The following is a 22,747-nucleotide window of genomic DNA, read 5'->3' on the forward strand; positions in this document are numbered from 1 at the left end:
CCCGAGATGAAGTATCTCATGGAGTAATCCAGTAAGATTCCTTGAAGAAGACAAGGTAGATAGGTTGGGAGTGGAAGTGCCGTAAGGCATGCAGCGGACCAATACTAATAAATCGAGGGCTTATCTTTCAGAGCTAAAATGTTCAATACAAACGATTTCTTCTGTATAGTTTTGAGTGTAGCATATATACTCAACAGAATATCTGGTGACGATAGCTGAGTGGTTCCACCTGTTCCCATACCGAACACAGTAGTTAAGCACTCATACGCCGAAAGTACTTGTCTGGAGACGGACTGGGAGGATAGGGCGTTGCCAGTTAAATGAGAAGCACCCGTAAGGGTGCTTTTTTCGTATGTTTATGATATACTGTCTTTGTTATGGTCTATTTTTCTTATAGAAGGGAGATTGGATTATGGTCGAAGAATTTAAGAAGTTTATTATGCGTGGCAATGTATTGGACATGGCTGTGGGTATCATCATCGGTGCTGCCTTCGGCAAGATTGTCACCTCCTTTGTCAACGACATTCTGATGCCGCCGATTGGTCTCATTTTGGGGCAAGTGGATTTCTCCAATCTGTTCATCAATCTGTCCAGCACGCCGGCTGCGACTTTGGCGGAGGCTAAGGCAGCTGGTCTGCCCGTTATCGCTTACGGCACCTTCCTCAATGCCGTTATTGATTTCCTCATCGTGGCTTTTGCCATCTTCATGCTGATTCGCCAGGTCAATCGCATGATGCCGAAGAAAGAGGAGGAGCCTGCTAAGGAGCCCCGTCTTTGCCCCTACTGCAAAACGGAGATTCCCGATGAGGCCACTAAGTGCCCTCACTGCACCTCCAGCTTATAATTTTGCTTTTGCAAGCCTTGCCTTTAGGGCAAGGCTTTTTTGTATACAATTATAGTTGTATAAATTTTGCCAATTTACAGGAAAAGACATGTCCATGGTCGAATAGATAAGTGGCAGTAAATATCTAATCTTTTGGAGGGATAGCTATGGAAATTGTAGGTGGTATCATTGTGATTTTGGCCTTTGCGGCCATTATCAAGAAGTATGAGACCCGCATGGTACTCTTTGGCGCCGGGCTGCTCATGTGTATTATTGGCGGTGTGCCGGAGACGGCCATCACCACGTTCTCCAAGCAAATGGTGCATAATTCCCTGGTTCCCACAATCTGTACGGTCATGGGCTTTTCCTACGTGATGAAGCTCACGGAATGTGACCGTCATCTGGTATCATCCATTTCTGGTGTGCTCAAAAAGAGCAAGATTTTCCTGATTCCCCTGGCCTTTCTGCTGACCTGGTGGATTAATATTGCCATCCCCAGTGCCGCAGGCTGTGCGGCAGCGGTGGGCAGTATCCTGATTCCCACCCTGATGGCAGCCGGTGTTCATCCGGCTATGGCCGCCAGTGTGGTACTGGCTGGCACCTGGGGCAGTGCCATTAGCCCGGGTACATCCCATAACCCCTTTGTGGCCGATTTAGCTGGCGTGGATGTCATGACGGTCATTATGAATGAGGCCCCCGCGGCCATCATCACTTCCCTTATCTGTATTGCGGTGTTGACGGCGGTGGCCATTATGCGCAAGGAAGGCCCCTCGGAGGAACGGGCTCAGGAATACCTGGCCAGCGGTGATGCTGCTACGGCCACCGATGATTTCAAGGTAAATCCCCTGCGGGCCATCGTGCCGCTGGTACCGCTGGTGCTCTTGATTCTGGGGAGCAAGCAGGTAGCTGTTCTGCCTCTGGTCAGCGTGCCTATGGCTATGATTAGCGGCGTGCTGCTGGGCCTGTTGGTAACCCTGACGAATCCCCAGGAAGCCACCAAGAAATTCTTTGAAGGTATGGGCAATGCCTATGGCAGTGTTGTGGGCCTCATCGTGGCAGCTGCTGTATTTACCGCTGGTATGATGGCCATGGGCCTAACCTCGGCTCTTATCGGCTTCATGAAGGGCTCTGAATCCATCGCCCAGATTGCCGGTGCCTTTGGTCCCTTTATCATTGCCATTATCTCCGGTTCCGGTGATGCGGCTGCCTTGGCCTTTAACGGTGCCATTACGCCCCATGCCACGGACTTTGGCATGACCATTATGAACCTGGGCTCCCTGGCTCAGATGACCGGTGCTATCGGCCGCTCCATGTCCCCAGTGGCAGGTGCAGCCATCGTTTGTGCTGGTCTGGCCAAGGTCAGCCCCATGGAAATGACGAAGCGCAATGCGCTGCCCATGCTGGCCTCGGTCATCGCCTTTATGGTGCTGTTCGGCTGATAAACAGGGGGCGAGCAGATGAATCTGGACAAGGAAATCAAGGAGCTGGCTGCGGGAATGGAACAGGCGCTGGTGGACCGGCGCCGGGATCTTCACCGTCATCCGGAATCGGGCTGGACGGAATTCCGCACGGCGTCACTGGTCATTTCCCGCCTGCAGGAGCTGGGCTTTGCGGTGGAGTTTGGCCGGGATGTGATGGTGGAAAATGAGCGCATGGGCGTGCCTGGTGAGGAGGTGCTCAGTGCCTGCCAGGAACGGGCCCTCAGCGAAGGGGCAAATTCGGAGCTGGTGAAAAAAATGGCTGGGGGCTGTACAGGTGTGGTAGCCACCCTGGATACTGGCCGTCCTGGCAAGACTGTGGCCCTGCGCTTTGATATGGACTGCAATGATGTGACGGAAGCTGCCGACGAACAGCATCGCCCTCACAGGGAAGGATTTGACTCCCTGCATAAGGGCTGTATGCATGCCTGTGGTCATGATGGTCATACCAGCGTGGGGCTGGGGGTGGCTGAAATTCTGGCCACGCTGCAGGATAAGCTGACGGGGAAAATCAAGCTGATTTTCCAGCCTGCGGAGGAAGGGGTGCGGGGAGCCCGGGCCATGGCGGCAAAAGGGGTGACCGATGATGTGGATTACCTCATCGGTTCCCATTTCATGATGCCTAAGATCGGTTTTTTGGCCTATGATGTGCAGAATTTCCTGGCCACCAGCAAGCTGAATGTGGACTTTAAGGGTGTGGCGGCCCATGCCGGGGGCGCACCGGAGCAGGGGAAAAACGCCCTGCTGGCAGCGGCTGCAGCGGCGCTGAATCTCCATGCCATTACGCGGCACAGTGGCGGCAGCAGCCGGATAAATGTGGGGGTTCTGCGGGCCGGTACCGGCCGCAATGTGGTGCCTGCCCAGGGACATATGGAAATCGAAACCCGGGGGGCCACCACGGAAATCAACGATTTTATCCGGGAGCGGGCTGAGCAGGTCATTAAGGGCGCGGCCATGATGTACGATACGGAGGTGAACATCACCCCCATGGGCAGTGCTCCCGGAGGCAATAATTCGCCGGAGTTGGCGGAGAAAATCCGGCAGGCGGCTCAGCGGCTGGAGCTTTTCGACAATCTGACGGACACCTACGATATGTGCGGCAGTGAGGACTTCATGTACTTTATGGAGCGCATGCAAAAACAGGGCAAGCAGGCCGCCTATATCATCATCGGTGCCTCCTTGGCCGCCATCAATCATAACGACCGGTTTGATTTTGATGAGCATGCCATGGTGCTGGCGGTGAGCCTGTTGTCAGCTGCGGTGGCGGATTTGTTAGAGGGTTAATGGAGAGGTGATGGATATTGATATCCCGGGAACGTATGTCTCGTGATTTTGCAGAAATGGCTAAATGCAGTGATACCCAGGGGGAGCAGGGCATTACCCGGCTGGCCTTCAGTGACAGCGACTGGCAGGGACGGGCCTATATCATCAGCCAGATGAAGGAGGCCGGCCTGATGGTGCGGGAGGATGCCTTTGGCAATGTCATCGGCCGCCTGGAAGGAAAGCAAAAGGACTTGCCGCCGGTGCTCTTCGGTTCCCATGGGGACAGCGTCCCCAGCGGGGGCAATTACGATGGTGCCGTGGGCATTCTGGCAGCAGTGGAGGTTATCCGCAGCCTGAAAGAAGAAGGTTTTGTGTCGGAACATCCCCTGGAAGTGGTGCTCTTCATGTGTGAGGAATCCAGCCGCTTCGGAGCTGCTACCCTGGGCAGCCGGGCCATGCGGGGAAAACTCACAAAAGAGGATTTGCAGCGCCTGCAGGATGGTCAGGGAAAAGCTCTCTATGATGTACTGCGGGAAAGGGGCTTGCAGCCGGATAAGCTGGACACGGCCATCTATCCCCAGCCGCCGAAAGCATTCTTTGAAGTCCATATCGAGCAGGGGAAGGTGCTGGAACACGCGCAGATTCCCCTGGGGGTGGTGACGGGGATTGCCGCGCCTACGAGGCTGCGGGTATATCTACACGGCAAGGCCGACCATAGCGGCGCCACACCCATGAATCTGCGCCATGACGGCCTCTGTGCTGCGGCAGAGATTGTCCTGAAATTGGAGGAGCTGGCCGCTGTCCGGTGTGAGCCGCCGGTGGCAGGCACTGTGGGCATATTGAAGGTGCAGCCCGGTGTGATGAACGTGATTCCCGGGGAATGTGAGCTGGGCGTGGATATCCGCAGCATCTCCGCCACGGCGAAGGACGCGGTGGAAGCAGGGCTGCGGCAGGCCATTGGGGAAATCTGTCAGCGCCGGGATATCGCCTATGACATCAAGGAAGTATCCAAGGAAGAGCCCGTAGCCATGCGCCCGGCAATGGTGAAATTCCTGGAAGGCATCTGCCAGAAGCAGGGGCAAAAATCCATGGCCCTGCCCAGCGGGGCCGGCCATGATGCCATGCACTGGGCGGACTTTGCCCCGGTGGGGATGCTCTTTATTCCCTGCCGGGAAGGCATCAGCCACAATCCGGCCGAGTATGCTTCCTTGGAGGATATCCTCAATGTCACGGGGATACTGGAGGCGGCGGTGAAGGCAGCTTCCCAGGCAGACCGAAGCTTTTGACCGCTGGCTGATTTTGAGTAAACTAAAGCGCCGTATGATTTTGAGCATACGGCGCTATTAATATGTTTATTTATTTTTTCTCAGCACTACGGCACTGCGGGCAGGAATGTAGATTTTCAGCCATTCCTTGCCGTCTTTTTCGTAGAGGGGATCGAAGTTGGTCTTGTGCACCACGCTGTCATCGGCCAGGCCATTGCCGCCGAATTCCACGGCGTCGGTGTTCAGCACCACTTTATAATCTCCCTTGGGTACCAGGAAACCGTAGTCCGGGAAGGACTGGGTGGGGGAGAAGTTGAAGACAAAGACCAGGTCCCCACGGCTGTAAGCCAGAATCTGATCTCCGTCATTGTGCCAGATTTCCACTACGGGCTGTTTCTGGAAGTTCTTGACGGTCTTCATGGTGGCCAGCATTTCCCGGTCGAAATCCCCTAAGTAGTGGTAGCAGAGGTTCTGGTCGTCCACCAGATGCCACTGGCGGCGGGCGTATTTATAACCCCAGCCGTTGCCCTCACGGGGGAAGTCAATCCATTCGGGATGACCGAATTCGTTGCCCATGAAGTTCAGGTAGCCGCCGTTGATGGTGGAGGCGGTAACCAGGCGAATCATCTTATGCAGGGCAATGCCGCGGTCTACCATGCCGTTGCGGTTGTCCTTGGAGAAATGCCAGTACATATCCGCATCGATGAGGCGGAAGATGATGGTCTTGTCGCCAACCAGTGCTTGGTCATGGCTTTCGGCATAGGAGATGGTCTTTTCATCGGGACGGCGGTTGGTCATTTCCCAGAAAATGCTGGAGGGCTTCCAATCCTCGTCCTTCTGCTCCTTGATGGTCTTAATCCAGTAATCGGGCACGTTCATGGCCAGACGGTAGTCAAAGCCATAGCCGCCGTCCTCGAATTTGGCCGCGAGCCCCGGCATGCCACTGACATCTTCCGCGATGGTGATGGCATGGGGCTTGATTTCGTGAATGAGTTTGTTGGCCAGAGTCAGATAGCAGATGGCGTTATCGTCCTGATGGCCGTTGAAGTAGTCGCCGTAGTTCATGAAGGCTTCGCCCAAACCATGGCTGTAGTAGAGCATGGAGGTGATGCCGTCAAAGCGGAAGCCATCGAAGTGGAATTCTTCCAGCCAGTATTTGCAGTTGGACAGCAGGAAGTGGATGACATCGTCCTTGCCGTAGTCAAAGCACAGGCTGTCCCAGGCTGGATGTTCGTGACGGTCGCCGGGATAGAAGAACTGATTGGGGTCGCCACAGAGGTTGCCGAGGCCTTCGACTTCGTTCTTGACGGCATGGCTGTGGACGATGTCCATGATAACAGCCAGCCCCATTTTGTGTGCTGTATCAATGAGTTCCTTGAGTTCTTCCGGCGTGCCGCAGCGGCTGCTCGGTGCGAAGAAGGAGCTTACATGATAGCCAAAGCTGCCGTAATACGGATGTTCCTGAATGGCCATAATCTGGATGCAGTTATAGCCGTCCGCCTTTACCCGAGGCAGGATTTTTTCCGTAAACTCTTTATAGGTGCCTACCTTTTCGGCATCCTGCGCCATACCTACATGACATTCATAGATAAGCAGCGGCGCGGTGTCCGGCTTAAATTTGGCATCGTGCCAGGTGTGCTTCTTGCGCGGGTTCCAAACCTGAGCGGAGAAAATCTTGGTGTTTTCGTCCTGTACCACACGGGTGGCCCAGGCGGGAATACGTTCCCCTTCACCGCCGCGCCAGTGCACCTTCATCTTGTATAAATCTTTATGCTTGATTTTTCCGGCGGGGATTACAAGTTCCCAGTCGCCGGTGCCGGGGATGTGACGGCATCTAAACTCCTCTTTTTCCTGCCAGTCACTGAAATCACCAATCAGGTAAATGTCCAGGGCATTCGGTGCCCATTCCCGGAAGACCCAGCCACGGCCCTGCTTGTGCAGGCCATAGTAGAGATGTCCCGTGGCAAAGTCGCTCAAGCTGCTTTTGCCATTTTGTGTGAGTTGATTGATTTTCCAAACCGCATGCTCATGACGTCCCCGAATAGCGTCCTCATATGGAGCCAGCCATTCATCATGCGCGATTAATCCTAATTGTTTGTTTTTTACCATTATTTATGCTCTGACAGTCCAACCTGTCAAAACCTATCCCCCTATCTTGATAAAATTTTCCCTAACAAACAAACATAGTATAACACATTTTTCATAAATTGGCTTGTTTTGGCATTATAAGTGAAAAGAAAAATCATATACACAAAGTTATCCACAAAGAGGTGGGGAGAAAAGACCCCATAAACAAGGGAATTTCAGGTTTTTTTCAGGAAAAATGCGCACTTATCCACAGTTTCCACAGGAAAGACTGTGCATAATGTGGATAAGTGTAAGATTTTGCCTTGCTAGGAGATTGGTATTTTTCAGACGATTGTGGATAAATTCGCGCGGCAAAATTAATCGCTCTAGTCGGGGAAAATATGGTATAATACCTTACTATCAATGTTTGCTTAGAGGAGGTTTCTATAATATATGGCGATGTCTAAAGGAACACAGCTTTGGCTCACGGTATTTTTGGGGCTGATGACGGCTATGGCTCCGCTGGCTACGGATATGTACCTGCCAGCTTTGCCGACGGTGCAGATTGATATGGGCATTTCGGCATCTCTGGCGCAGATGACCCTGACCATGACCATGCTGGGAATGGCTTTGGGACAGATTTTTGCGGGGCCGGTCAGTGACCGCTATGGGCGGAAATGGCCCTTGGCGGCAGGTATGGTGATTTTCACCCTGTCCACCGTGGGATGTGTCTGGGCGCAGGACATCATGCTCTTTCTGTTCTTCCGTTTTGTGTCGGGCTTTGCCGGAGCCAGCGGTATCGTGATTGCCAAGGCCATTGCCCGGGATGTTTGTGAGGGGCCGGAGCTGACGAAGTTCTTTGCCATGCTCATGATGGTCAATGGTCTGGCACCGATTATTGCGCCGGTAATCGGCGGGCAGATTCTGCTCTTTACGAGCTGGCGTGGCGTATTTGTGCTTCTGGTAGCCGTGGGGCTGTTTCAGCTGATAGCGACGCTTGTTTATAAGGAAACCTTGCCCAAAGATAAGCGGCTCAAGGGGCTGCAGGAATCCTTTGCCAAGTTTCCCCTGCTGCTCAAAAATCGTTATTTTCTGGGGCATTGTCTGGTGCAGTGCTTTGTGTTCGGCGCATTCTTTTCGTATCTGGCGGGGTCATCCTTTGTATTTCAGAATATCTTTCATGTTTCGCCGCAGATGTTCAGCTTGATTTTTGGCGGCATCGGGGCCGGGCTGCTGCTGGCAGGCGCATTGCCGGCACGCTTGGCCGGACGGGTGGAAGATGTGAAGATGCTGCAGGTATCCTTAATCGTGCCTTTGGTGGGGGCTGTATTGCTGCTGCTGGCTTTTTCGGCGGAGGCAGGCATGGAGATTATCCTGCCGGTGCTCTTTCTGACCATTACGCCGCTTTCGGTGATGGGAGCTGCGAGTTTTTCCCTGGCCCTGTCGCGGCAGGGAAAAAATGCCGGCAGTGCCAGCGCCTTAATCGGTTTCTTTTCGATGATTCTCGGCGGCTGTATGATGCCTTTGGTGGGCATTGCCGGAGATAATACGGCCATTCCCATGTGCGTGATTATGATTTGTGGTTATGGGCTGGGCTATCTGGTATTCCAGCTGATGATTGCCCCGGAGCACAGGGCGTAAAGTGCTGAAAAAAGAGTCCGTCTGCGTATTGATAGCAGGCGGGCTTTATGCTATATTGAGAGTGTTGTTTGCATTACGAAAGGAAAGTTATACATGGAATATAAAATGATTGCGTTGGATTTGGACGGCACCCTGAACAATGATGATAAAGTCATTACGCCACGCACCCGCGATGCCTTGATGGCAGTGCAGGAACAGGGGGTTATTGTGGCGCTGGTTTCCGGCCGTCAGGCACCGGGACTGCAGCGGGAGGCGGATGCCCTGCATCTGGAGGATTATCATGGCCTGCGGATTTCCTATAATGGCGGCCGCATTCAGGATGCGACCACGGGGCAGATTCTCTTTGACTGTGCCATTGACAATGAAACGGCGGTTTCCTTCCTGCGTCATCTGGAAGCCTGGCCGGAACTGTCGCCCATTGTGGATGACGGAAAATATATCTATACCACGGACGCCCGCCGTCATAAGGTGATGGATGAGTGCCGCAACAACAATATGCAGGTGCGGCTGGTGGATAACATTGCCGATGCGGTGGATTTTGCTCCGGTGAAGATTCTCACGGCGGCGCCCAATGACATTTTGGTACCGCATCTGGCGGACATCCGCCGCGGCTTTGAGGATAAGCTGTCCTTCGTGCAGTCGGCGCCCTGGTTCTATGAAGCCACGGTGAAGGGCGTCAGCAAGTACAGTGCGCTGGGACAGGCCTGCAAGCGGCTGAACATTGACCCCAGTGAAGTTATGGCCTTTGGTGATGCTCAGAACGATATGAGCATGCTGGACTTTGCCGGTTATGGCGTGGCCATGGGTAACGCCTGTGACGAGCTCAAGGCCATGGCGGATGAAATCACCGCGACCAATAATGAAGATGGTATTGCTGTAACGCTTTCCAGACATTTTGATATTTGATTGTGAAAAGCCTTCCCTGTGTGGAAGGTTTTTTTTATGTTAATTTTGCAGGATTTTTTGTCTGGAGCGCGAAAGTTGTCGGCAGATGTGTTTGGTGTAATTTTTTAGAGAAAAGAGGTCAGATGGATGAAAAGGATGATAAGCAAGACTTGTGCCCGCAGGACAGCTGCGGCCATGGCGGCGGCTCTGGCCGTGAGTCTGGTACCTGCTGACTGGTGCCAGGCAGCTCCGGCTTCGCCCTATACGGCAGCAGCCAATCAGCAGGTTTACAGCCAGCTGGACTTCTCGGATGAACGGGAAAAGGAGTTTGCTGAGCGGGGACTCATTGAAGCACCCAAGGCACTCGAAATCAAGGATGCCAAGGGACGGGTAGTCTGGAGTCAGGCGGCCTACAGTTTCTTGCAGAACAAAGCGCCGGCTACCGCCAATCCCAGCCTCTGGCGCAACGCCCAGAACAATCATGTCTGCGGTCTTTTTGAGGTCATGGACGGTATCTATCAGGTGCGTGGCTATGACATGTCAAACATCACCTTTGTCCGCGGGAAGACAGGCTGGATAGTCTTTGACCCGCTGATGACGGTAGAGTGCAGTCAGGCAGCCAAAGCGCTTGTGGAAAAGCATTTTGGCAAGCGGCCGGTGAAGGCGGTCATATACAGTCATTCGCATGTGGACCATTATGGCGGCGTGCGGGGCATTGTCTCGGAAAAAGATAATGTACCCATCATTGCGCCGGAAGGTTTTGAGGAACATGCGGTCAGCGAAAATGTATACGCCGGAGCGGCGATGGGGCGCCGGGCATCTTATCAGTATGGTACGTTGCTGGACCCGGGACCAGAGGGGCGGCTCTCCATTGGTATCGGCATGGGGCAGTCCATTGGGCAGATTTCCTATCTCTCGCCGACGGTGAACATCAAGCGCACAGGAGAAAAGCTCAATATCGATGGCGTGGAGATGGAGTTTCAGCTGACGCCGGGCACCGAAGCTCCCGCCGAGATGAATACCTGGTTCCCGCAAAAGAAAGCCCTGTGGATGGCGGAGAACTGCACGGGAACTTTGCATAACCTCTATACTTTGCGGGGCGCAGAGGTGCGTGACGGCAACAAGTGGTCGCATTATCTGATGGAATCCCTGAGCCGTTATGGCGATAAGGCGCAGGTGGTCTTCCAGGCCCATAACTGGCCGCATTGGGGCAATGCGTATATCAAGGAGTACATCACCAATACGGCGCTGATGTATCAGTTTATCCATGACCAGTCCCTGCTCTATCTCAACCGGGGCATGACAGAAAATGAAATCGCCCATACCATTCACCTGCCGCCAGCCTTGGAGAAGGTCTGGTATACGCGTCAGTATTATGGGACAGTTCCCCATAATGCCAAGGCTGTCTATGAAAAGTACATGGGCTGGTACGATGCCAATCCCGTCCACTTGAATGCGCTGCCGCTGGCTGTAAGTGCCAAGAAATATGCAGAGTATCTGGGGGATTCGCAGGCTGTGCTCGCGAAAGCCCGGCAGGATTTTGCCAAAGGAGAGTATCAGTGGGTAGCGGAAATCACCAATCAGCTGGTCTTTGCTGACCCCAAAAATCAAGAGGCCCGCAATCTCTGCGCAGATGCTTTGGAACAGCTGGCTTATCAGGCGGAATCCGGCACCTGGCGCAATGTGTATTTGTCAGGCGCCAAGGAACTGCGGGAGGGCAGTAAGGTTGACCCCAACCGCACGCCGCCGCCAAGCCCGGATATCCGCCGCAAGATGGATTCGTCCATGATGCTGGATGATTTGGGGATTATGCTGGATACGGATAAGGCGCATGATTTGAATTTTGATGTAAATCTTCATCTGACGGATACAGGGGAAAAATATCTGCTGAAGGTTCGTTCCGGGATTCTGCTCTATCAGAAGGGAGAGGAAGCAAAGAAGCCGGATGCTGTCTGGCGGATGCCGAAGGACGGCTTGTTTACCCTGCTCAGCAAGGATAAGGAAAAACAGGCGAAATTGATTCGGCAGGAAGGGGATAAGAGTCTGCTCAATCGGTTCTCGGATGCGATTACGGTGACGAAGGCGTTCTTTAATATTATTGAGCCGTAGTTTCATTGGTGAGTGCCAGTGAGAGGCGGCGAGCGGGGCTTTATTTGCTGGCCTGCGCTAAATGGCGCCTTCGTCTATGCCGTTAACTTAGCGGGATGCTCCGGTTACCACGTCGCGGCTTGCAGCGTGGTGTCCGGGGCTTTTCGTTTGAGCGCCAGCCTGCGGCAATCGCTCCGGTCAGCAAATAAAGCCCCGCTTGCCCTTGGGAGGGCATTGCAGTTTACCTGCCGGGGATTGTTCAAGCGGCTTTACTGTGATATATTAGTTACACAAATAATTGAATGGATTTAGATAGAGGAACGATAATGGAAGAACAGAAACATAAGCGCCGCATACATTACAGCGGTAAGTATCCCCGGCATTTTGCTGAGAAGTATAAGGAACTCAATCCCGAAAAGTACGGGGAGGAAGTGGCGCATGTTATCGCCAAGGGCAATACCCCGGCGGGCATGCATATTCCCATTATGGTGGAGGAGATTCTGGATGTGCTGGCCATTCAGCCCGGTGAGCAGGGCTTTGATGGCACGTTGGGTTATGGCGGGCACACGCTGGCCATGCTCGATAAACTTGCGGGGCAGGGGCGGCTTTACAGTGGGGATATTGACCCGATTGAGTCGAAGAAAACAGAAGCGCGCATCCGCGACAAGGGCTTTGGCGAGGATATCTGGCAGCTGCGGAATATGAATTTTTGTCAGATTGATGAACTGACGCAGGAAGTGGGCGGCTTTGATTTCGTACTGGCGGACCTCGGCGTGTCCTCCATGCAGATTGACAATCCGGAGCGGGGCTTTACCTTCAAGAGTGATGGGCCGCTCGACTTGCGGCTGAATCCCGAAGCGGGGATTACGGCAGCGCAGAGACTTGCGGATATTTCCAAGGAGGAACTTACGGGCATGCTGCAGGAAAATGCAGATGAACCCTATGCCGCCGAGATTGCCCGGCAGATTACCCGCCGCCGCTGGCCGATTAAGACCACGCGGGAGCTTTATGACGAAGTAGCCAAGGCTTTGGCGAAGGTGGAACTGCCGCCTGAGATGAAGGAACGGGCCGGTTACAGCACGAAGAAGCAAGCGCTTGCGCGGGAAGAACTCATCAAAAAAAGCAGCGCCCGGGTGTTCCAGGCACTGCGTATCGATATCAATCACGAGTATGAAGTTCTCTATGAGTTCATGGAAAAACTGCCGGAGGCGTTAAGATCCGGCGGGCGGGCCGCCATTCTGACCTTCCATTCCGGCGAGGACAGGATTGTGAAGAAGGCCTTTAAGACTTTCTTCCAGCAGGGGATCTACCGCGAGATTTCGCAGGAGGTTATCCGTCCTTCCAAGGAGGAATGTTACCGCAACAGCCGGGCACATTCCACGAAACTCAGGTGGGCCATAAAGGCTTAATTGCGTCTGACCTTGGCAAAATGAAGTTCTGGGATATGTTCGATTAAATTCATATTATGGGCTAGAGCATAGAATGTCTCCAGCCCTTTTTTGTATTCCTCGGTTAAATCCCATTTGATGGTGTTATAGAGGTAGCTGTCGAGCTGTTCATAGGTGAAGGGCTTATCGTCCAGTACCGAACGGATGATTTTATCCTTCTGTTCCGGGTACTTGCGGAAGGACTTGGTCACGCGGTCGTAGATAAGCTGCAGCATTTCCGGATTGCTTTCGGCAAAGTCCCGGTTAACGACCCAGAGGGCATAGACCATCTTTTGGCCGGTGAGTTCCTGCCACTCCTGGCCCAAATCGTAGTAGTAAAGACCTTCCTCGCGGTGATGGTAGCACCAGAGGGCATCATCACCGATGAGCAGGGAGGCCGTGGCGTCATCCGGGATGGGCGCATCCGGGCCGACATGGCGAACGTAGTAGTTGGGAATGGCGCCGTAACTGCGCAGGATGATTTTTAAGAGGCAGTGCGAGGTCGCGCTCTTGGCCGTGAGGATGATTTTGTCATCTTTTAGGCTTTCGATGGGCTTCTTGGAAATCAGCAAAATGCTTTGCACAGGGCCATCGGTGCTGATGCAGACGTCGGGAAGAATCACTAATTTTTCGCTGTGGCGGGCGTAAATGATGGATGAGGTATTGCTCATGTCCAGACGCCCGTTGATGATGTCATTATTCAGGACGGCAGGTACGCCGCGGGTTATGGAAAGCCCCTGGGCGGCGCCGTGATTGTAGCTGTAAGAAAGGGGCAGGACGTTCAAAAAGTCGATATGCCCAACGCGGGGACAGGTCATAGGTGTTCCTCCTTTGGAAAAAGTTCTCCTCCATTATACCGCGGCCGTTCCTTTTTTGCCAACGATAATATCCTGTGGGAATTGTCAGAAAAGCGCCATGAATGTTGACTTTTGGCGGTCATTAGAGTAAAATTGTTTGATGTAATCAACTTACAGTTATACAGTTTATTTTGCGATAAAATTGGATTTTGCTGAGGAGGAATTTTGATGGATGAATACGTAAATTGGGGGCGCTGGTTTTCCATTCTGCACCGCCGTTCACAGCTGTTTGTGGTGGAAGCCTGCCAGAAGTTCGGTTTAACTTTTTCTGAGTATATCATGCTGATTCGCATTTTTGACCATGAAGGGGCCAAACAGGATGAGCTGGCGGCCATGCTTTATCTCGATAAGGCGGTCGTGACGCGCACGATTAACCTTTTGGTGGACAAGGGCTTTATCTATCGGGAAGCCGATACCAATGACCGGCGTATCCGCCATATCTATCTGACGGATTACGGCCGTCAGCAGCATGAATATCTGCGCAATGTCATTCAGGGCTGGGTGGATTATCTGGTGGCAGATATGGATAAGAAGGAAATCAAGGAGCTGTTCAACGGTTTCCATAAGTTGGTGGACAGAGCCTGTGATGCGGACTTGGTGGAACTGGCCAAGCATTTGCCGACAGGGGGCGCTGTTCGTGATAAACTTTAAGTTTGGCGCGGCAGCTCTGCTGGCGGTGACAGTTCTGTTCAGCGGCTGCGGGCATAAAGAAGTGACCCAGGATAAGCCGATGCTGGTTAAGACCCAGCAGGCAGGTTTGGGCGCAAGTGCGGAAAGTGGCAGCTATTCCGGTACGGTGAAGGGGCGTCATGAAACCAATATGTCCTTTCAGGTAGGGGGACAGATTCTGGCCCGGAACGTACAGGCCGGCAGCCGGGTACGGGCCGGGGATGTACTTATGGTCATCGATGCCCGTGATGTGGTACAGCAGGCCAATCAGGGCGATGCTCAGCTGGCTTCAGCAAGGGCGCAGCTCTCGTTAGCGGAGAAGAATCTGGAGCGCTATACCCAGCTCTATCAGGAAAATGCGATATCCCGTGCCACGCTTGACCAGTATCAGACGAATTATGATGCGGCGTTTGCGGCCTATAGAAGTGCATTGGCGCAGCAGAAGCAGGGGCATAACTCTTTGGGATATACCAACCTTACCGCCGGGGCTAACGGCGTAGTGTCCTCTATCTCGGCAGAGGAAGGCCAGGTTGTGGCCGCCGGGCAGACAGTGCTGACACTGGTACAGACCGGCGAAATGGAAGTGGAAATCTCTGTGCCGGAAAACAAGGTCAGTGAACTGACTCTGGGCATGCCGGTTTCGGTGAATTTCTGGGCGTTAAAGGGCCGGGCTGATGGCACTATCCGGGAGATTTCGCCCATGGCGGATCCAACTGCCCGCACCTATAAAGTCCGGGTGGCCATTCCGGAACCTCCGGAGGGTATGCAGCTGGGCATGACAGCTAACGTCTCCATTAAGGGAGCCGATAATGCTGGGGCGGAAGGCGCAGTACTTCCGCTGGCCGCTATTTTCCAGGATGGGGATACGCCGCAGGTCTGGGTAGTGGACGAAGATAACAAGCTCACGGCAAAGGCTGTAACCGTAGAAAATCTGGGGGATGACAAGGTGCTCGTTACGGGCCTCAATGCCACGGATTTGATTGTTACGGCTGGTGTCCATAAGCTGCACGAGGGGCAGACGGTACGGACGGAGGCGGACTGATGCGGAATCTTACGGAAGTCAGCTTAAAGAACCGCACCTTGGTGTGGTATTTTATCATCGTCACCGCCATTGGCGGTGTCCTGTCCTACTTTCAGCTGGGGCGTATGGAGGACCCGAACTTCACCATTCGTCAGATGGTGGTGACGGCGGCCTGGCCCGGAGCTACGGCTCAGGAGATGGAGGAGCAGGTTACAGACAAGCTGGAGAAGCGCCTGCAGGATACGCCGCACTTGAAGAATATCAAGAGTGAAAACCGCGCGGGGCAGACCGTTATCTATGTGGAATTGGATGATGCCATTGCCAAGGACGATATCCGCCCCACCTGGCGCGATGTGCGCAATTTCTGCGAGGACATCAGGAAGGATTTGCCGGAAGGTGTCTATGGCCCTTATTACAACGACCGTTTTGATGATGTGTTCGGCACCATCTATGCCGTGACCGGCGAAGGCTACAGTTACGAGGAACTGCGCCAGTACGCAGAAAAGACCCGCCGCATGCTGCTGAATGTGCCCAGCGTCCAGAAGGTGGAGCTGATTGGCGAGCAGAAGGAAAAAATCTATGTGGAACTGGATACCATGAAGCTCTCGGAGCTGGGAATCAGTCCGCAGGTGATTTCAAATGCCTTAAAGACACAGAATGAAATGACGGCAGCAGCTATGGTGGACACGGATTCGTCCAATGTCTATCTGCGCCTGTCCGGTCAGTATGAAGATGTAAACGCCATTGCCGAAACGCCTATCAGCGCGGGCGGCCGCAACTTCCGACTGGGGGATATCGCCAAGGTAACCCGTAAGGCCAGTGACCCCGCGGGAAACAAGATGTTTTTTAACGGCCAGCCTGCCATTGGTATTGCTGTGTCCATGGAGGACGGCGGCAATATTCTGGATTTGGGCGACAACCTCAAAAAACAGATAACGGCTATACAGGCAGAAGTGCCTGCTGGCGTGGAAATCCAGCAGGTGGCGAATCAGTCAGAAGTGGTGCGTGATTCCATCAACGAGTTTATTAAGACACTGCTCGAAGCTATTGTCATCGTACTGGCCGTAAGTTTCCTGTCTCTGGGATGGCGCACCGGCATGGTTGTAGCCTGCTGCATACCGCTCGTGCTCTGCGGCGTCTTTATCTGCATGTATATTCTGGGCATTGATTTCCATAAGGTGTCTCTGGGTGCTTTGATTATCGCATTGGGCCTTCTGGTAGATGATGCCATTATCGCCGTGGAAATGATGAGCGTGAAGCTGGAAGCAGGGATGAATCGTTTTGATGCGGCCTGCTTCGCCTTTAAGGCCACAGCCAAGCCCATGCTCACCGGTACGCTGATTACCTGTGCCGGTTTTATTCCCGTGGCCTTTTCTGAGGGCATGGCCAGCGAATTCTGCAGTGCCTTGTTTCCGGTTATCGGCATAGCTCTGGTGCTTTCCTGGATTGTGTCGGTTATGGTGGCTCCGCTTCTGGGTACCTATATGATTAAGGCGAAGCCTAAGGTGGATTCCGCTGGGGAAATCAATCCCTATCAGAGCCGGTTTTATGTGGAGTTCCGTAAGGTACTGTGCTTCTTCCTGAGTCATCGCCGGTTGGTGCTGGTGGGTACGGTGGTACTCTTTGTCCTGTCGCTGGTGATGATGCCGCATATCCGGCAGGAATTTTTCCCGACTTCTACACGGCCGGAAGTGCTGATGGAACTGAAACTGCCGGACGGAGCTTCCATGGAGGCTTCTCAGCAGGTGGCTGACCGCATGTCGCAATTCCTCCAGCAGCATGAGGATTTGCTGGAACATTATTCCTACTATGTAGGACGGTATGCTCCCCGCTTCGTGCTGACGGTTGACCCCAAGGCAGATGCGGATAATGTCACCAACTTTGTGATTGTGACCAAGGATGTCAAGGCACGTGAGGCATTGGCCAAAGACTTGCAGCAGGCCTTTAACGAGGATTTTTCGGATGTACGGGCCAAGCTGCAGTATATTCAGACCGGGCCGCCGACGGATTATCCGGTGATGCTGCGGGTGCGTGGATACAGCCCCGAGCAGGCCAAAACTATCGCCCACAAGGTGGAACAGATTGTGGCTGCTGACAGCAACAACTACAATGTACATCTGGACTGGAACGCCAAGAGCAAAGTGGTGAAACTGGAGCTCGACCAGGATAAGCTCAAAAGTTTGGGCTTGAGCGCCCAGGCGGTGAAGCAGATGATTTACACTGAGGTCACTGGTGCTAAGGCGGCACAGTTCTACAATGGCGACAGAACACTGGACATCACCCTGCGGCTTTCTGTAGCCGACCGGGAAGATTTGGGCAAATTGGGCAGCCTGCCCGTCTATTTGGGCAGTGCCGGTTATGTGCCGCTGGAACAGATTGCCAAGATTTCCTATGGCGCAGAAGATGGCCTGGTGAAGCGGCGCAATCTGATGCCGACGGTGACGGTGCAGGCCGAAGTTCATAGCGGTACCGCCAATGATGCCACGAAAAAGGCCTATGAGGCTACGCGCGAGCTGCGGGAGGATTTGCCCTTCGGCTGCAGCATTGAACCTGCCGGAGCCTTGGAGGACAGCCACACGGCATCCCAGCATTTGTTGGCGCCTGTGCCGGCCATGCTCTTTGTCATCATGACCCTCTTGATGTTCCAGTTAGACAGTGGCAAACAGATGCTGCTGACCCTGCTGACGGCTCCCTTGGGACTTATCGGCGTGGTCTGGGGCATGCTTCTGACAGACTCGGCCATGGGCTTTGTGGCTGAACTGGGAATCCTGGCACTTTTCGGCATGATTATCCGCAACTCGGTAATCCTTATCGACCAGATAAAGAAACACCTTGCCGAAGGAGAAAGCCCCTATGATGCAGTGGTGGATTCGGCCATTCTCCGTTTCCGTCCCATTATGCTGACGGCGGCTGCGGCTATCTTAGGTATGCTGCCATTGATGGTCAGCAAATTCTGGGGGCCTATGGCAGTAGCCATTGCCAGCGGCCTGTTGGTGGCTACAATCCTGACGCTTTTGGTGCTGCCAACCATGTATGCTGTAGCCTATAGGGTACCCAGTGAGGACAAGTGTGATTAATAATTACTATTGATTGTATAGAATTAATTGACAATTCCCCTTTATGCCTTTTATAATAAGGTGTAGAGGGGAATTCCTGCATTGACAAAAAATCTCAATTCTGCTATGATTTAGCTTGAAATTGATAATATTTCTACATTATCGATTTTGTTCTCCAATGGCAGAATGGGGAAACAGGATGCCCAATAAAGAAATAGGCGGGGATAATCCCTGTTTATATGTTGTTTTATGTTAAGGAGGATGGATTCGATGTTCCAGAAAACTGATTTTTGGATTGGTCTGGCTGTAGGTGCTGTTGCTGGTATTTTTGGCTATCGTTTCATGCAGGAGCGTGAAGCTCAGCTGGCTGCTATGCAGCAGGCTGCTCCCGCTGCTGAACTTCCGGTTGCTGAACTGCAGCGCCAGAAGGAAGAGCTCGAAGATTTGATCGCAGCTCAGGAAGCGAAAAAGGCTAAATAAGTTATAAATCGTTTTTGACGAGAAAGGAGACTGCCGCTCTTGACGTTTGCGGCAGTCTTTTCTTGTCAACAGGGAGGAAATTGTTTTGAGTTTGCTGGGAAACATCCAAATCCCCACCAATAAGTTGGATTTATTTATCCGTTCTGTGGATATCTCGTCCTATCTGCCCGGACGGGTGCGTTTGTATAGCAATAATCTCATTGGCAATGCCGGTTTGGCAGCAGAAGTCGAAAGTCAGCTGTTGGCTTTTGGCGAGATTGACAGTGTGCAGACCAACACCACATCGGGTTCCATATTAATCCTTTATGAGCCGGAAAGACTTCGCCGCAACGCAGAACTGCGCAAGGTGGAGGAGTATATTATGACGCATGCGAGGAGGAAATAACGAATGTCTTATGTATCAGGTTTTATGATGGGGGCGGCTATTGGCAAGAGCATTCGCCAGATGGTAGCAGGTGGCGGTGCACCTAAGATGGGTAGCGCAGCCATGCCTTTGCGCAAGGTAAAGCGCACGGTGGCAGCAGCAGTCTGCCCGGCGCCGTCCTTTAAGCTGGTGTCGAGCCTGCCTGGACGCCGCCGTTATCGCGTGAGCAAGCTTTCGCCGGAACTGGCAAAACTTTTGGAAGAACAGCTCGTTAAGCTCAATTATGTGAAAAGCGTACAGGCAAATCCTGTCAGCGGCAGCATCCTGCTGGTATTCGATGAGGCCTATGAGGCCGATGTCGAACAGCTGGCACAGTGGCTGGAACGCAAGTTCTTCGGCGGAGTGGCCGCTAAAATCAGCCATGGCTTTGGCAAGATGGCGGCTATGGCAAGCTCTGAAGCCCATGCAGGCAGCATCACGCGCAGCATTCGCAATACGGCGCGGGCGTTCAGCCAGTGGATTAAGGACCATACCTGTGGCTGGTTCGATATGAGCTCGTTGGCTTCGTTATTGTTCCTGCTTCGCGGTCTTAGAAAGATGATGCTTACCAAGCAGTACCCGTCAGGCTCGCAGATGCTATGGTGGGCCGTGACCTTAATGAGAGGGTGGCGTACCGTATGATGTACGGAAATTGTTATTTTCACCTGCAGGCGGCGCTGAACCGTGAAGAACGGGCCAAGCTTGCCGCTAAAATCCGCCGCAACCGCAATATTATTGCGGTGACGGTGGATGAACGCAAGGTGCATATTTGGTATAAACGACAGATGACGGCTTATCAGCTGCAGGAAATCCAAAAAATGCTGATTGAAACCGTAAAACGTTTGCAGGAAGCGGCGATTACGCCCTCTGAACGGCTGGCCGAATACCGCCGGGATGCCGTGATTTCTCTGGCGGGCTTTGCGGCGATGGAAGTCTTAAAGCGCACTTCGCCGCAGCTTTTTGTGGGCAGCAAGATTTTGCGCAGCCTGCTGGTGCTGGGCATTGCCCGGAAGTTTATCCAAAACGGCGTGAGCGGTGTGGTCAAAGACCATCAGCCCAATGCCGATACCCTGACGGCTACGGCCGTTATCGCCTCAGTGCTGGCGGGCAAGCCCGAATCCAGCCTGACGCTGTTGGCGCTTTCCAATGGTGCGGAAATGCTCACAAGCTATGCGGCTGAAAAAGCCCGCACGCATATCTCGGGCCTGCTTTCTCTTGACCAGCGTTATGTATGGCTGGTGGAAGGTGAGGTCGAGCGCAAAGTTCCTGTGGAACAGGTCAAGGTCGGCGATACTATTGCGGCTCATACCGGTGAAAAAATCGTTGTGGATGGCCGGGTAATCAGCGGCGATGCCGCAGTCAATCAGGCCTCCATTACTGGTGAATCCAACCCTGCCATGAAGCATACGGATTCGCCTGTTTATGCCGGCAGCGTGGTTGAGGCCGGTGAACTGGTTATCAAGGTCGAAAAGGTCGGTAAGGACACGAGCCTTGCCCATATCGTCCATCTGGTGGAAGAAGCCCAGAACCGCAAGGCACCCGTGCAGAACTTTGCCGACAAGATGGCCAATTTCCTCGTGCCGGTTTCCTTTATCGGCGCAGGTATTGTTTATGGTGCTACCCGCGATTGGCAGCGCGTGCTGAACCTCCTGTTTATCGACTTCTCCTGCGGGCTCAAGCTGTCTACGGCTACGGCCATGTCGGCGGCTATCGGTGCGGCGGCCAAGCGCGGTATCCTCGTCAAGGGCGGCAACTATATCGAAGCCCTGGCCGAAACCGATACGGTCGTACTCGATAAGACGGGTACGCTCACCGTGGGCATTCCGCAGATTGCCTTTGTCAAAACCGCCAAGGGCGTAGAGGAAAAGGAAATGATTCTGCTGGCATCTTCTGCCGAGCAGCATTCTGTTCATCCGCTGGCAGTAGCTATTCAGAAATACGTGGAGGCGCAGGAATGGACTTCTCCGCAGCATACATCTTCCAAGACCATTGTGGCCCGCGGCATGCAGGCCAAGGTGCCTGACTTTGAAGGGTATAAGGGCGGCCTCATTCGTGTCGGCAGCTTGAAATTCCTGCGGGAAAACGGCATTGAAGATACGCAGGGGCTGGCGGATGGCCTGGCCTTCAAGAATCTTCTCTATGTAGCCCGTGATAAGGAGCTTATTGGCGTTATCGGCATCGAAGACCCCATCCGTCCGAAGATGAAAAAGACGCTGAATCAGATGCGCCGTCATGGTGTGGATGAAATCGTCATGCTCACGGGCGACAGCAAGGCCGTAGCCGCCGAAGTGGCCCATAACATGGATATCGACTCCTACCATGCGGAAATCCTGCCGGAGGATAAGAGCCATTATGTCAACAAGCTCAAACAGCGGGGCACGGTCATGATGGTCGGTGATGGTATCAACGATGCGCCGGCCCTGGCCTTCTCCGATGTGGGTGTGTCCTTAGGCGGGCGGCAGACGGATATCGCCGCCGAATCCTCGGCTGTGACCATTCACTCCGAAGACCCGGAACGTTTGATTGAAACCCTGCAGCTAGGGCGCCGCACCATGGATTTGGTGCATCAGAACTTCATGGCCACCATTCTGGTCAATTCCTCGGCTATGCTTTTAGGCGCTTTGGGCAAAATCAGCCCGCTTTGGGCGGCCGTGATTCACAATACGGCAACGTTGGCTGTCGTGCTTAACAGCTGCCGTATTTTGAACAGCAATAAGTCTGGTTTCTTTGCCCGCAGCAACCGCCGGGCAGCCTGATAGAAAAGGGGGATAATCATGCAGAACGACTGGAAAAATTTACCCTTGGGCCTGCCCATGACGGTGGCTTCGGTGGGCACGCTGGCAACCCTGTTCGCCGGCAAGAATCTTCACGCCGGCTTCGGTGTTGTCTGGGCGGCCCTGTCCTTCTGGCATGGCTGGCAGCATCATAAGAAGATGCAGGCTGATGCGGGCAGACTCAAAAACTGCTGCCTGACGGCCAAAGCGGATATTCATGCGCAGTTCACGCCCGTGCAGGTGCTGGTGAACAGCTTTCAGGTGGATTCCTATGTGCCGGGCCGTGTGCGCCTGCGCAGCAGTCTGCTGGCAGCTTATCCCGAATGGCGGCAGCCCCTAGAGGAATATGTAAAATCCTTCACAGGCGTGCAGACTGCCGCTATCAATCCGCTGACCGGTTCCCTGCTTATCACCTATGATATAGCACAGCTTCGGCAAAAGCCGAAACTTGCCGTACTGGAAGATAAGATTGCAGAATTGGCGGCAGCACGGCTGTAACCCGAATGACATAAAGCAAGCCCCCTGGCAGATGGAAATGTGCCAGGGGGCT

The 22,747-nt window shown here is 53.5% G+C and carries 18 protein-coding genes and 2 rRNA genes; 18 read left to right on the top strand and 2 right to left on the bottom strand.

Annotation, left to right across the window (positions count from 1 at the left end):
- The 6 genes from T320_RS09385 to T320_RS09410 form a co-directional block, all read left to right on the top strand.
- Positions 1-128 (top strand): 23S ribosomal RNA (locus tag T320_RS09385); the annotation flags it as partial.
- A 73-nt stretch (positions 129-201) separates the two neighbouring features.
- Positions 202-318: ribosomal RNA gene (gene rrf / locus T320_RS09390) — 5S ribosomal RNA — on the top strand.
- A 94-nt stretch (positions 319-412) separates the two neighbouring features.
- Positions 413-844 carry a large conductance mechanosensitive channel protein MscL gene (gene mscL, locus T320_RS09395; protein WP_037355245.1) on the top strand — a complete coding sequence of 144 codons (432 nt, stop codon included), beginning with the start codon at positions 413-415 and terminating at the stop codon, positions 842-844.
- A 146-nt stretch (positions 845-990) separates the two neighbouring features.
- Positions 991-2,262, top strand: a complete 1,272-nt coding sequence (dcuC, locus tag T320_RS09400; protein WP_037355247.1) for a C4-dicarboxylate transporter DcuC — start codon at positions 991-993, stop codon at positions 2,260-2,262.
- 18 nt (positions 2,263-2,280) lie between these two features.
- On the top strand, positions 2,281-3,585 hold the full coding sequence (locus T320_RS09405) for an amidohydrolase (RefSeq protein WP_037355250.1): 1,305 nt from the start codon (positions 2,281-2,283) through the stop codon (positions 3,583-3,585).
- A gap of 17 nt (positions 3,586-3,602) precedes the next feature.
- A complete protein-coding gene (locus T320_RS09410; RefSeq protein WP_037355252.1) occupies positions 3,603-4,850 on the top strand; it encodes a M20 family metallo-hydrolase in 1,248 nt (415 codons plus the stop codon).
- A 66-nt stretch (positions 4,851-4,916) separates the two neighbouring features.
- On the opposite strand, the gene T320_RS09415 is transcribed toward T320_RS09410, so the two are convergent.
- On the bottom strand, positions 4,917-6,938 hold the full coding sequence (locus T320_RS09415) for an alpha amylase C-terminal domain-containing protein (protein ID WP_037355254.1): 2,022 nt from the start codon (positions 6,936-6,938) through the stop codon (positions 4,917-4,919).
- A 411-nt stretch (positions 6,939-7,349) separates the two neighbouring features.
- On the opposite strand from T320_RS09415, the gene T320_RS09420 reads away from it, so the two are divergent.
- The 4 genes from T320_RS09420 to rsmH all read left to right on the top strand — a co-directional run bounded on the left by T320_RS09420 (position 7,350) and on the right by rsmH (position 12,919).
- A complete protein-coding gene (locus tag T320_RS09420) occupies positions 7,350-8,537 on the top strand; it encodes a multidrug effflux MFS transporter (protein WP_197019410.1) in 1,188 nt (395 codons plus the stop codon).
- Between the two features lie 93 nt (positions 8,538-8,630).
- Positions 8,631-9,443 carry a Cof-type HAD-IIB family hydrolase gene (locus T320_RS09425; protein WP_026759550.1) on the top strand — a complete coding sequence of 271 codons (813 nt, stop codon included), beginning with the start codon at positions 8,631-8,633 and terminating at the stop codon, positions 9,441-9,443.
- Positions 9,444-9,569: 126 nt separating this feature from the next.
- On the top strand, positions 9,570-11,531 hold the full coding sequence (locus T320_RS09430; protein ID WP_197019411.1) for an alkyl/aryl-sulfatase: 1,962 nt from the start codon (positions 9,570-9,572) through the stop codon (positions 11,529-11,531).
- A gap of 305 nt (positions 11,532-11,836) precedes the next feature.
- The gene (gene rsmH, locus T320_RS09435; protein WP_197019412.1) at positions 11,837-12,919 is read left to right on the top strand and encodes a 16S rRNA (cytosine(1402)-N(4))-methyltransferase RsmH; all 1,083 of its coding nucleotides are present in this window, start codon (positions 11,837-11,839) and stop codon (positions 12,917-12,919) included.
- Here the strand turns inward: rsmH and T320_RS09440 are convergent.
- A complete protein-coding gene (locus tag T320_RS09440; RefSeq protein ID WP_037355257.1) occupies positions 12,916-13,755 on the bottom strand; it encodes a menaquinone biosynthetic enzyme MqnA/MqnD family protein in 840 nt (279 codons plus the stop codon). The two genes, rsmH and T320_RS09440, sit on opposite strands and share 4 nt — an antisense overlap.
- A gap of 207 nt (positions 13,756-13,962) precedes the next feature.
- Between T320_RS09440 and T320_RS09445 the strand changes: the two genes are divergently transcribed.
- The 8 genes from T320_RS09445 to T320_RS09480 all read left to right on the top strand — a co-directional run bounded on the left by T320_RS09445 (position 13,963) and on the right by T320_RS09480 (position 22,695).
- Positions 13,963-14,445 (top strand): MarR family winged helix-turn-helix transcriptional regulator, encoded by a 483-nt coding sequence (locus T320_RS09445; protein ID WP_037355259.1) that lies wholly within the window; start codon positions 13,963-13,965, stop codon positions 14,443-14,445.
- A complete protein-coding gene (locus T320_RS09450) occupies positions 14,432-15,505 on the top strand; it encodes an efflux RND transporter periplasmic adaptor subunit (protein ID WP_051608704.1) in 1,074 nt (357 codons plus the stop codon). Before T320_RS09445 ends, T320_RS09450 begins: the two co-directional genes overlap by 14 nt.
- Positions 15,505-18,561, top strand: coding sequence for an efflux RND transporter permease subunit (locus T320_RS09455; protein WP_037355260.1), 3,057 nt, complete (start codon positions 15,505-15,507; stop codon positions 18,559-18,561). The genes T320_RS09450 and T320_RS09455 overlap by 1 nt, the downstream gene beginning before the upstream one ends.
- Before the next feature lie 249 nt (positions 18,562-18,810).
- Complete coding sequence (locus T320_RS09460) at positions 18,811-19,020, top strand: hypothetical protein (RefSeq protein WP_014423389.1); 210 nt, start codon at positions 18,811-18,813, stop codon at positions 19,018-19,020.
- Positions 19,021-19,105: 85 nt separating this feature from the next.
- On the top strand, positions 19,106-19,405 hold the full coding sequence (locus T320_RS09465; protein WP_026759543.1) for an HMA2 domain-containing protein: 300 nt from the start codon (positions 19,106-19,108) through the stop codon (positions 19,403-19,405).
- Between the two features lie 3 nt (positions 19,406-19,408).
- Positions 19,409-20,065, top strand: coding sequence for an HMA2 domain-containing protein (locus T320_RS09470; RefSeq protein WP_037355264.1), 657 nt, complete (start codon positions 19,409-19,411; stop codon positions 20,063-20,065).
- Positions 20,062-22,179: a heavy metal translocating P-type ATPase gene (locus T320_RS09475; protein WP_037355266.1), complete on the top strand. Its 2,118-nt coding sequence runs from the start codon at positions 20,062-20,064 to the stop codon at positions 22,177-22,179. The genes T320_RS09470 and T320_RS09475 overlap by 4 nt, the downstream gene beginning before the upstream one ends.
- Positions 22,180-22,197: 18 nt before the next feature.
- Positions 22,198-22,695, top strand: coding sequence for an HMA2 domain-containing protein (locus T320_RS09480; protein WP_037355268.1), 498 nt, complete (start codon positions 22,198-22,200; stop codon positions 22,693-22,695).
- Positions 22,696-22,747 lie beyond the last annotated feature (52 nt).

The organism is Selenomonas sp. FC4001 (assembly GCF_000701565.1).
GTDB classification, from domain to species: Bacteria; Bacillota; Negativicutes; order Selenomonadales; family Selenomonadaceae; genus Selenomonas_A; species Selenomonas_A ruminantium_B.

Bases quoted from the DNA above. Each gene is read 5' to 3' on its own strand.
- T320_RS09460 (WP_014423389.1), top strand. From the start codon at position 18,811: ATGTTCCAGAAAACTGATTTTTGGATTGGTCTGGCTGTAGGTGCTGTT.
- rsmH (WP_197019412.1), top strand. From the start codon at position 11,837: ATGGAAGAACAGAAACATAAGCGCCGCATACATTACAGCGGTAAGTAT.
- T320_RS09430 (WP_197019411.1), top strand. From the start codon at position 9,570: ATGAAAAGGATGATAAGCAAGACTTGTGCCCGCAGGACAGCTGCGGCC.
- T320_RS09415 (WP_037355254.1), bottom strand. From the start codon at position 6,938: ATGGTAAAAAACAAACAATTAGGATTAATCGCGCATGATGAATGGCTG.
- T320_RS09440 (WP_037355257.1), bottom strand. From the start codon at position 13,755: ATGACCTGTCCCCGCGTTGGGCATATCGACTTTTTGAACGTCCTGCCC.
- T320_RS09405 (WP_037355250.1), top strand. From the start codon at position 2,281: ATGAATCTGGACAAGGAAATCAAGGAGCTGGCTGCGGGAATGGAACAG.
- T320_RS09445 (WP_037355259.1), top strand. From the start codon at position 13,963: ATGGATGAATACGTAAATTGGGGGCGCTGGTTTTCCATTCTGCACCGC.
- T320_RS09480 (WP_037355268.1), top strand. From the start codon at position 22,198: ATGCAGAACGACTGGAAAAATTTACCCTTGGGCCTGCCCATGACGGTG.
- T320_RS09425 (WP_026759550.1), top strand. From the start codon at position 8,631: ATGGAATATAAAATGATTGCGTTGGATTTGGACGGCACCCTGAACAAT.
- T320_RS09420 (WP_197019410.1), top strand. From the start codon at position 7,350: ATGGCGATGTCTAAAGGAACACAGCTTTGGCTCACGGTATTTTTGGGG.
- dcuC (WP_037355247.1), top strand. From the start codon at position 991: ATGGAAATTGTAGGTGGTATCATTGTGATTTTGGCCTTTGCGGCCATT.
- T320_RS09470 (WP_037355264.1), top strand. From the start codon at position 19,409: ATGTCTTATGTATCAGGTTTTATGATGGGGGCGGCTATTGGCAAGAGC.
- mscL (WP_037355245.1), top strand. From the start codon at position 413: ATGGTCGAAGAATTTAAGAAGTTTATTATGCGTGGCAATGTATTGGAC.
- T320_RS09475 (WP_037355266.1), top strand. From the start codon at position 20,062: ATGATGTACGGAAATTGTTATTTTCACCTGCAGGCGGCGCTGAACCGT.
- T320_RS09455 (WP_037355260.1), top strand. From the start codon at position 15,505: ATGCGGAATCTTACGGAAGTCAGCTTAAAGAACCGCACCTTGGTGTGG.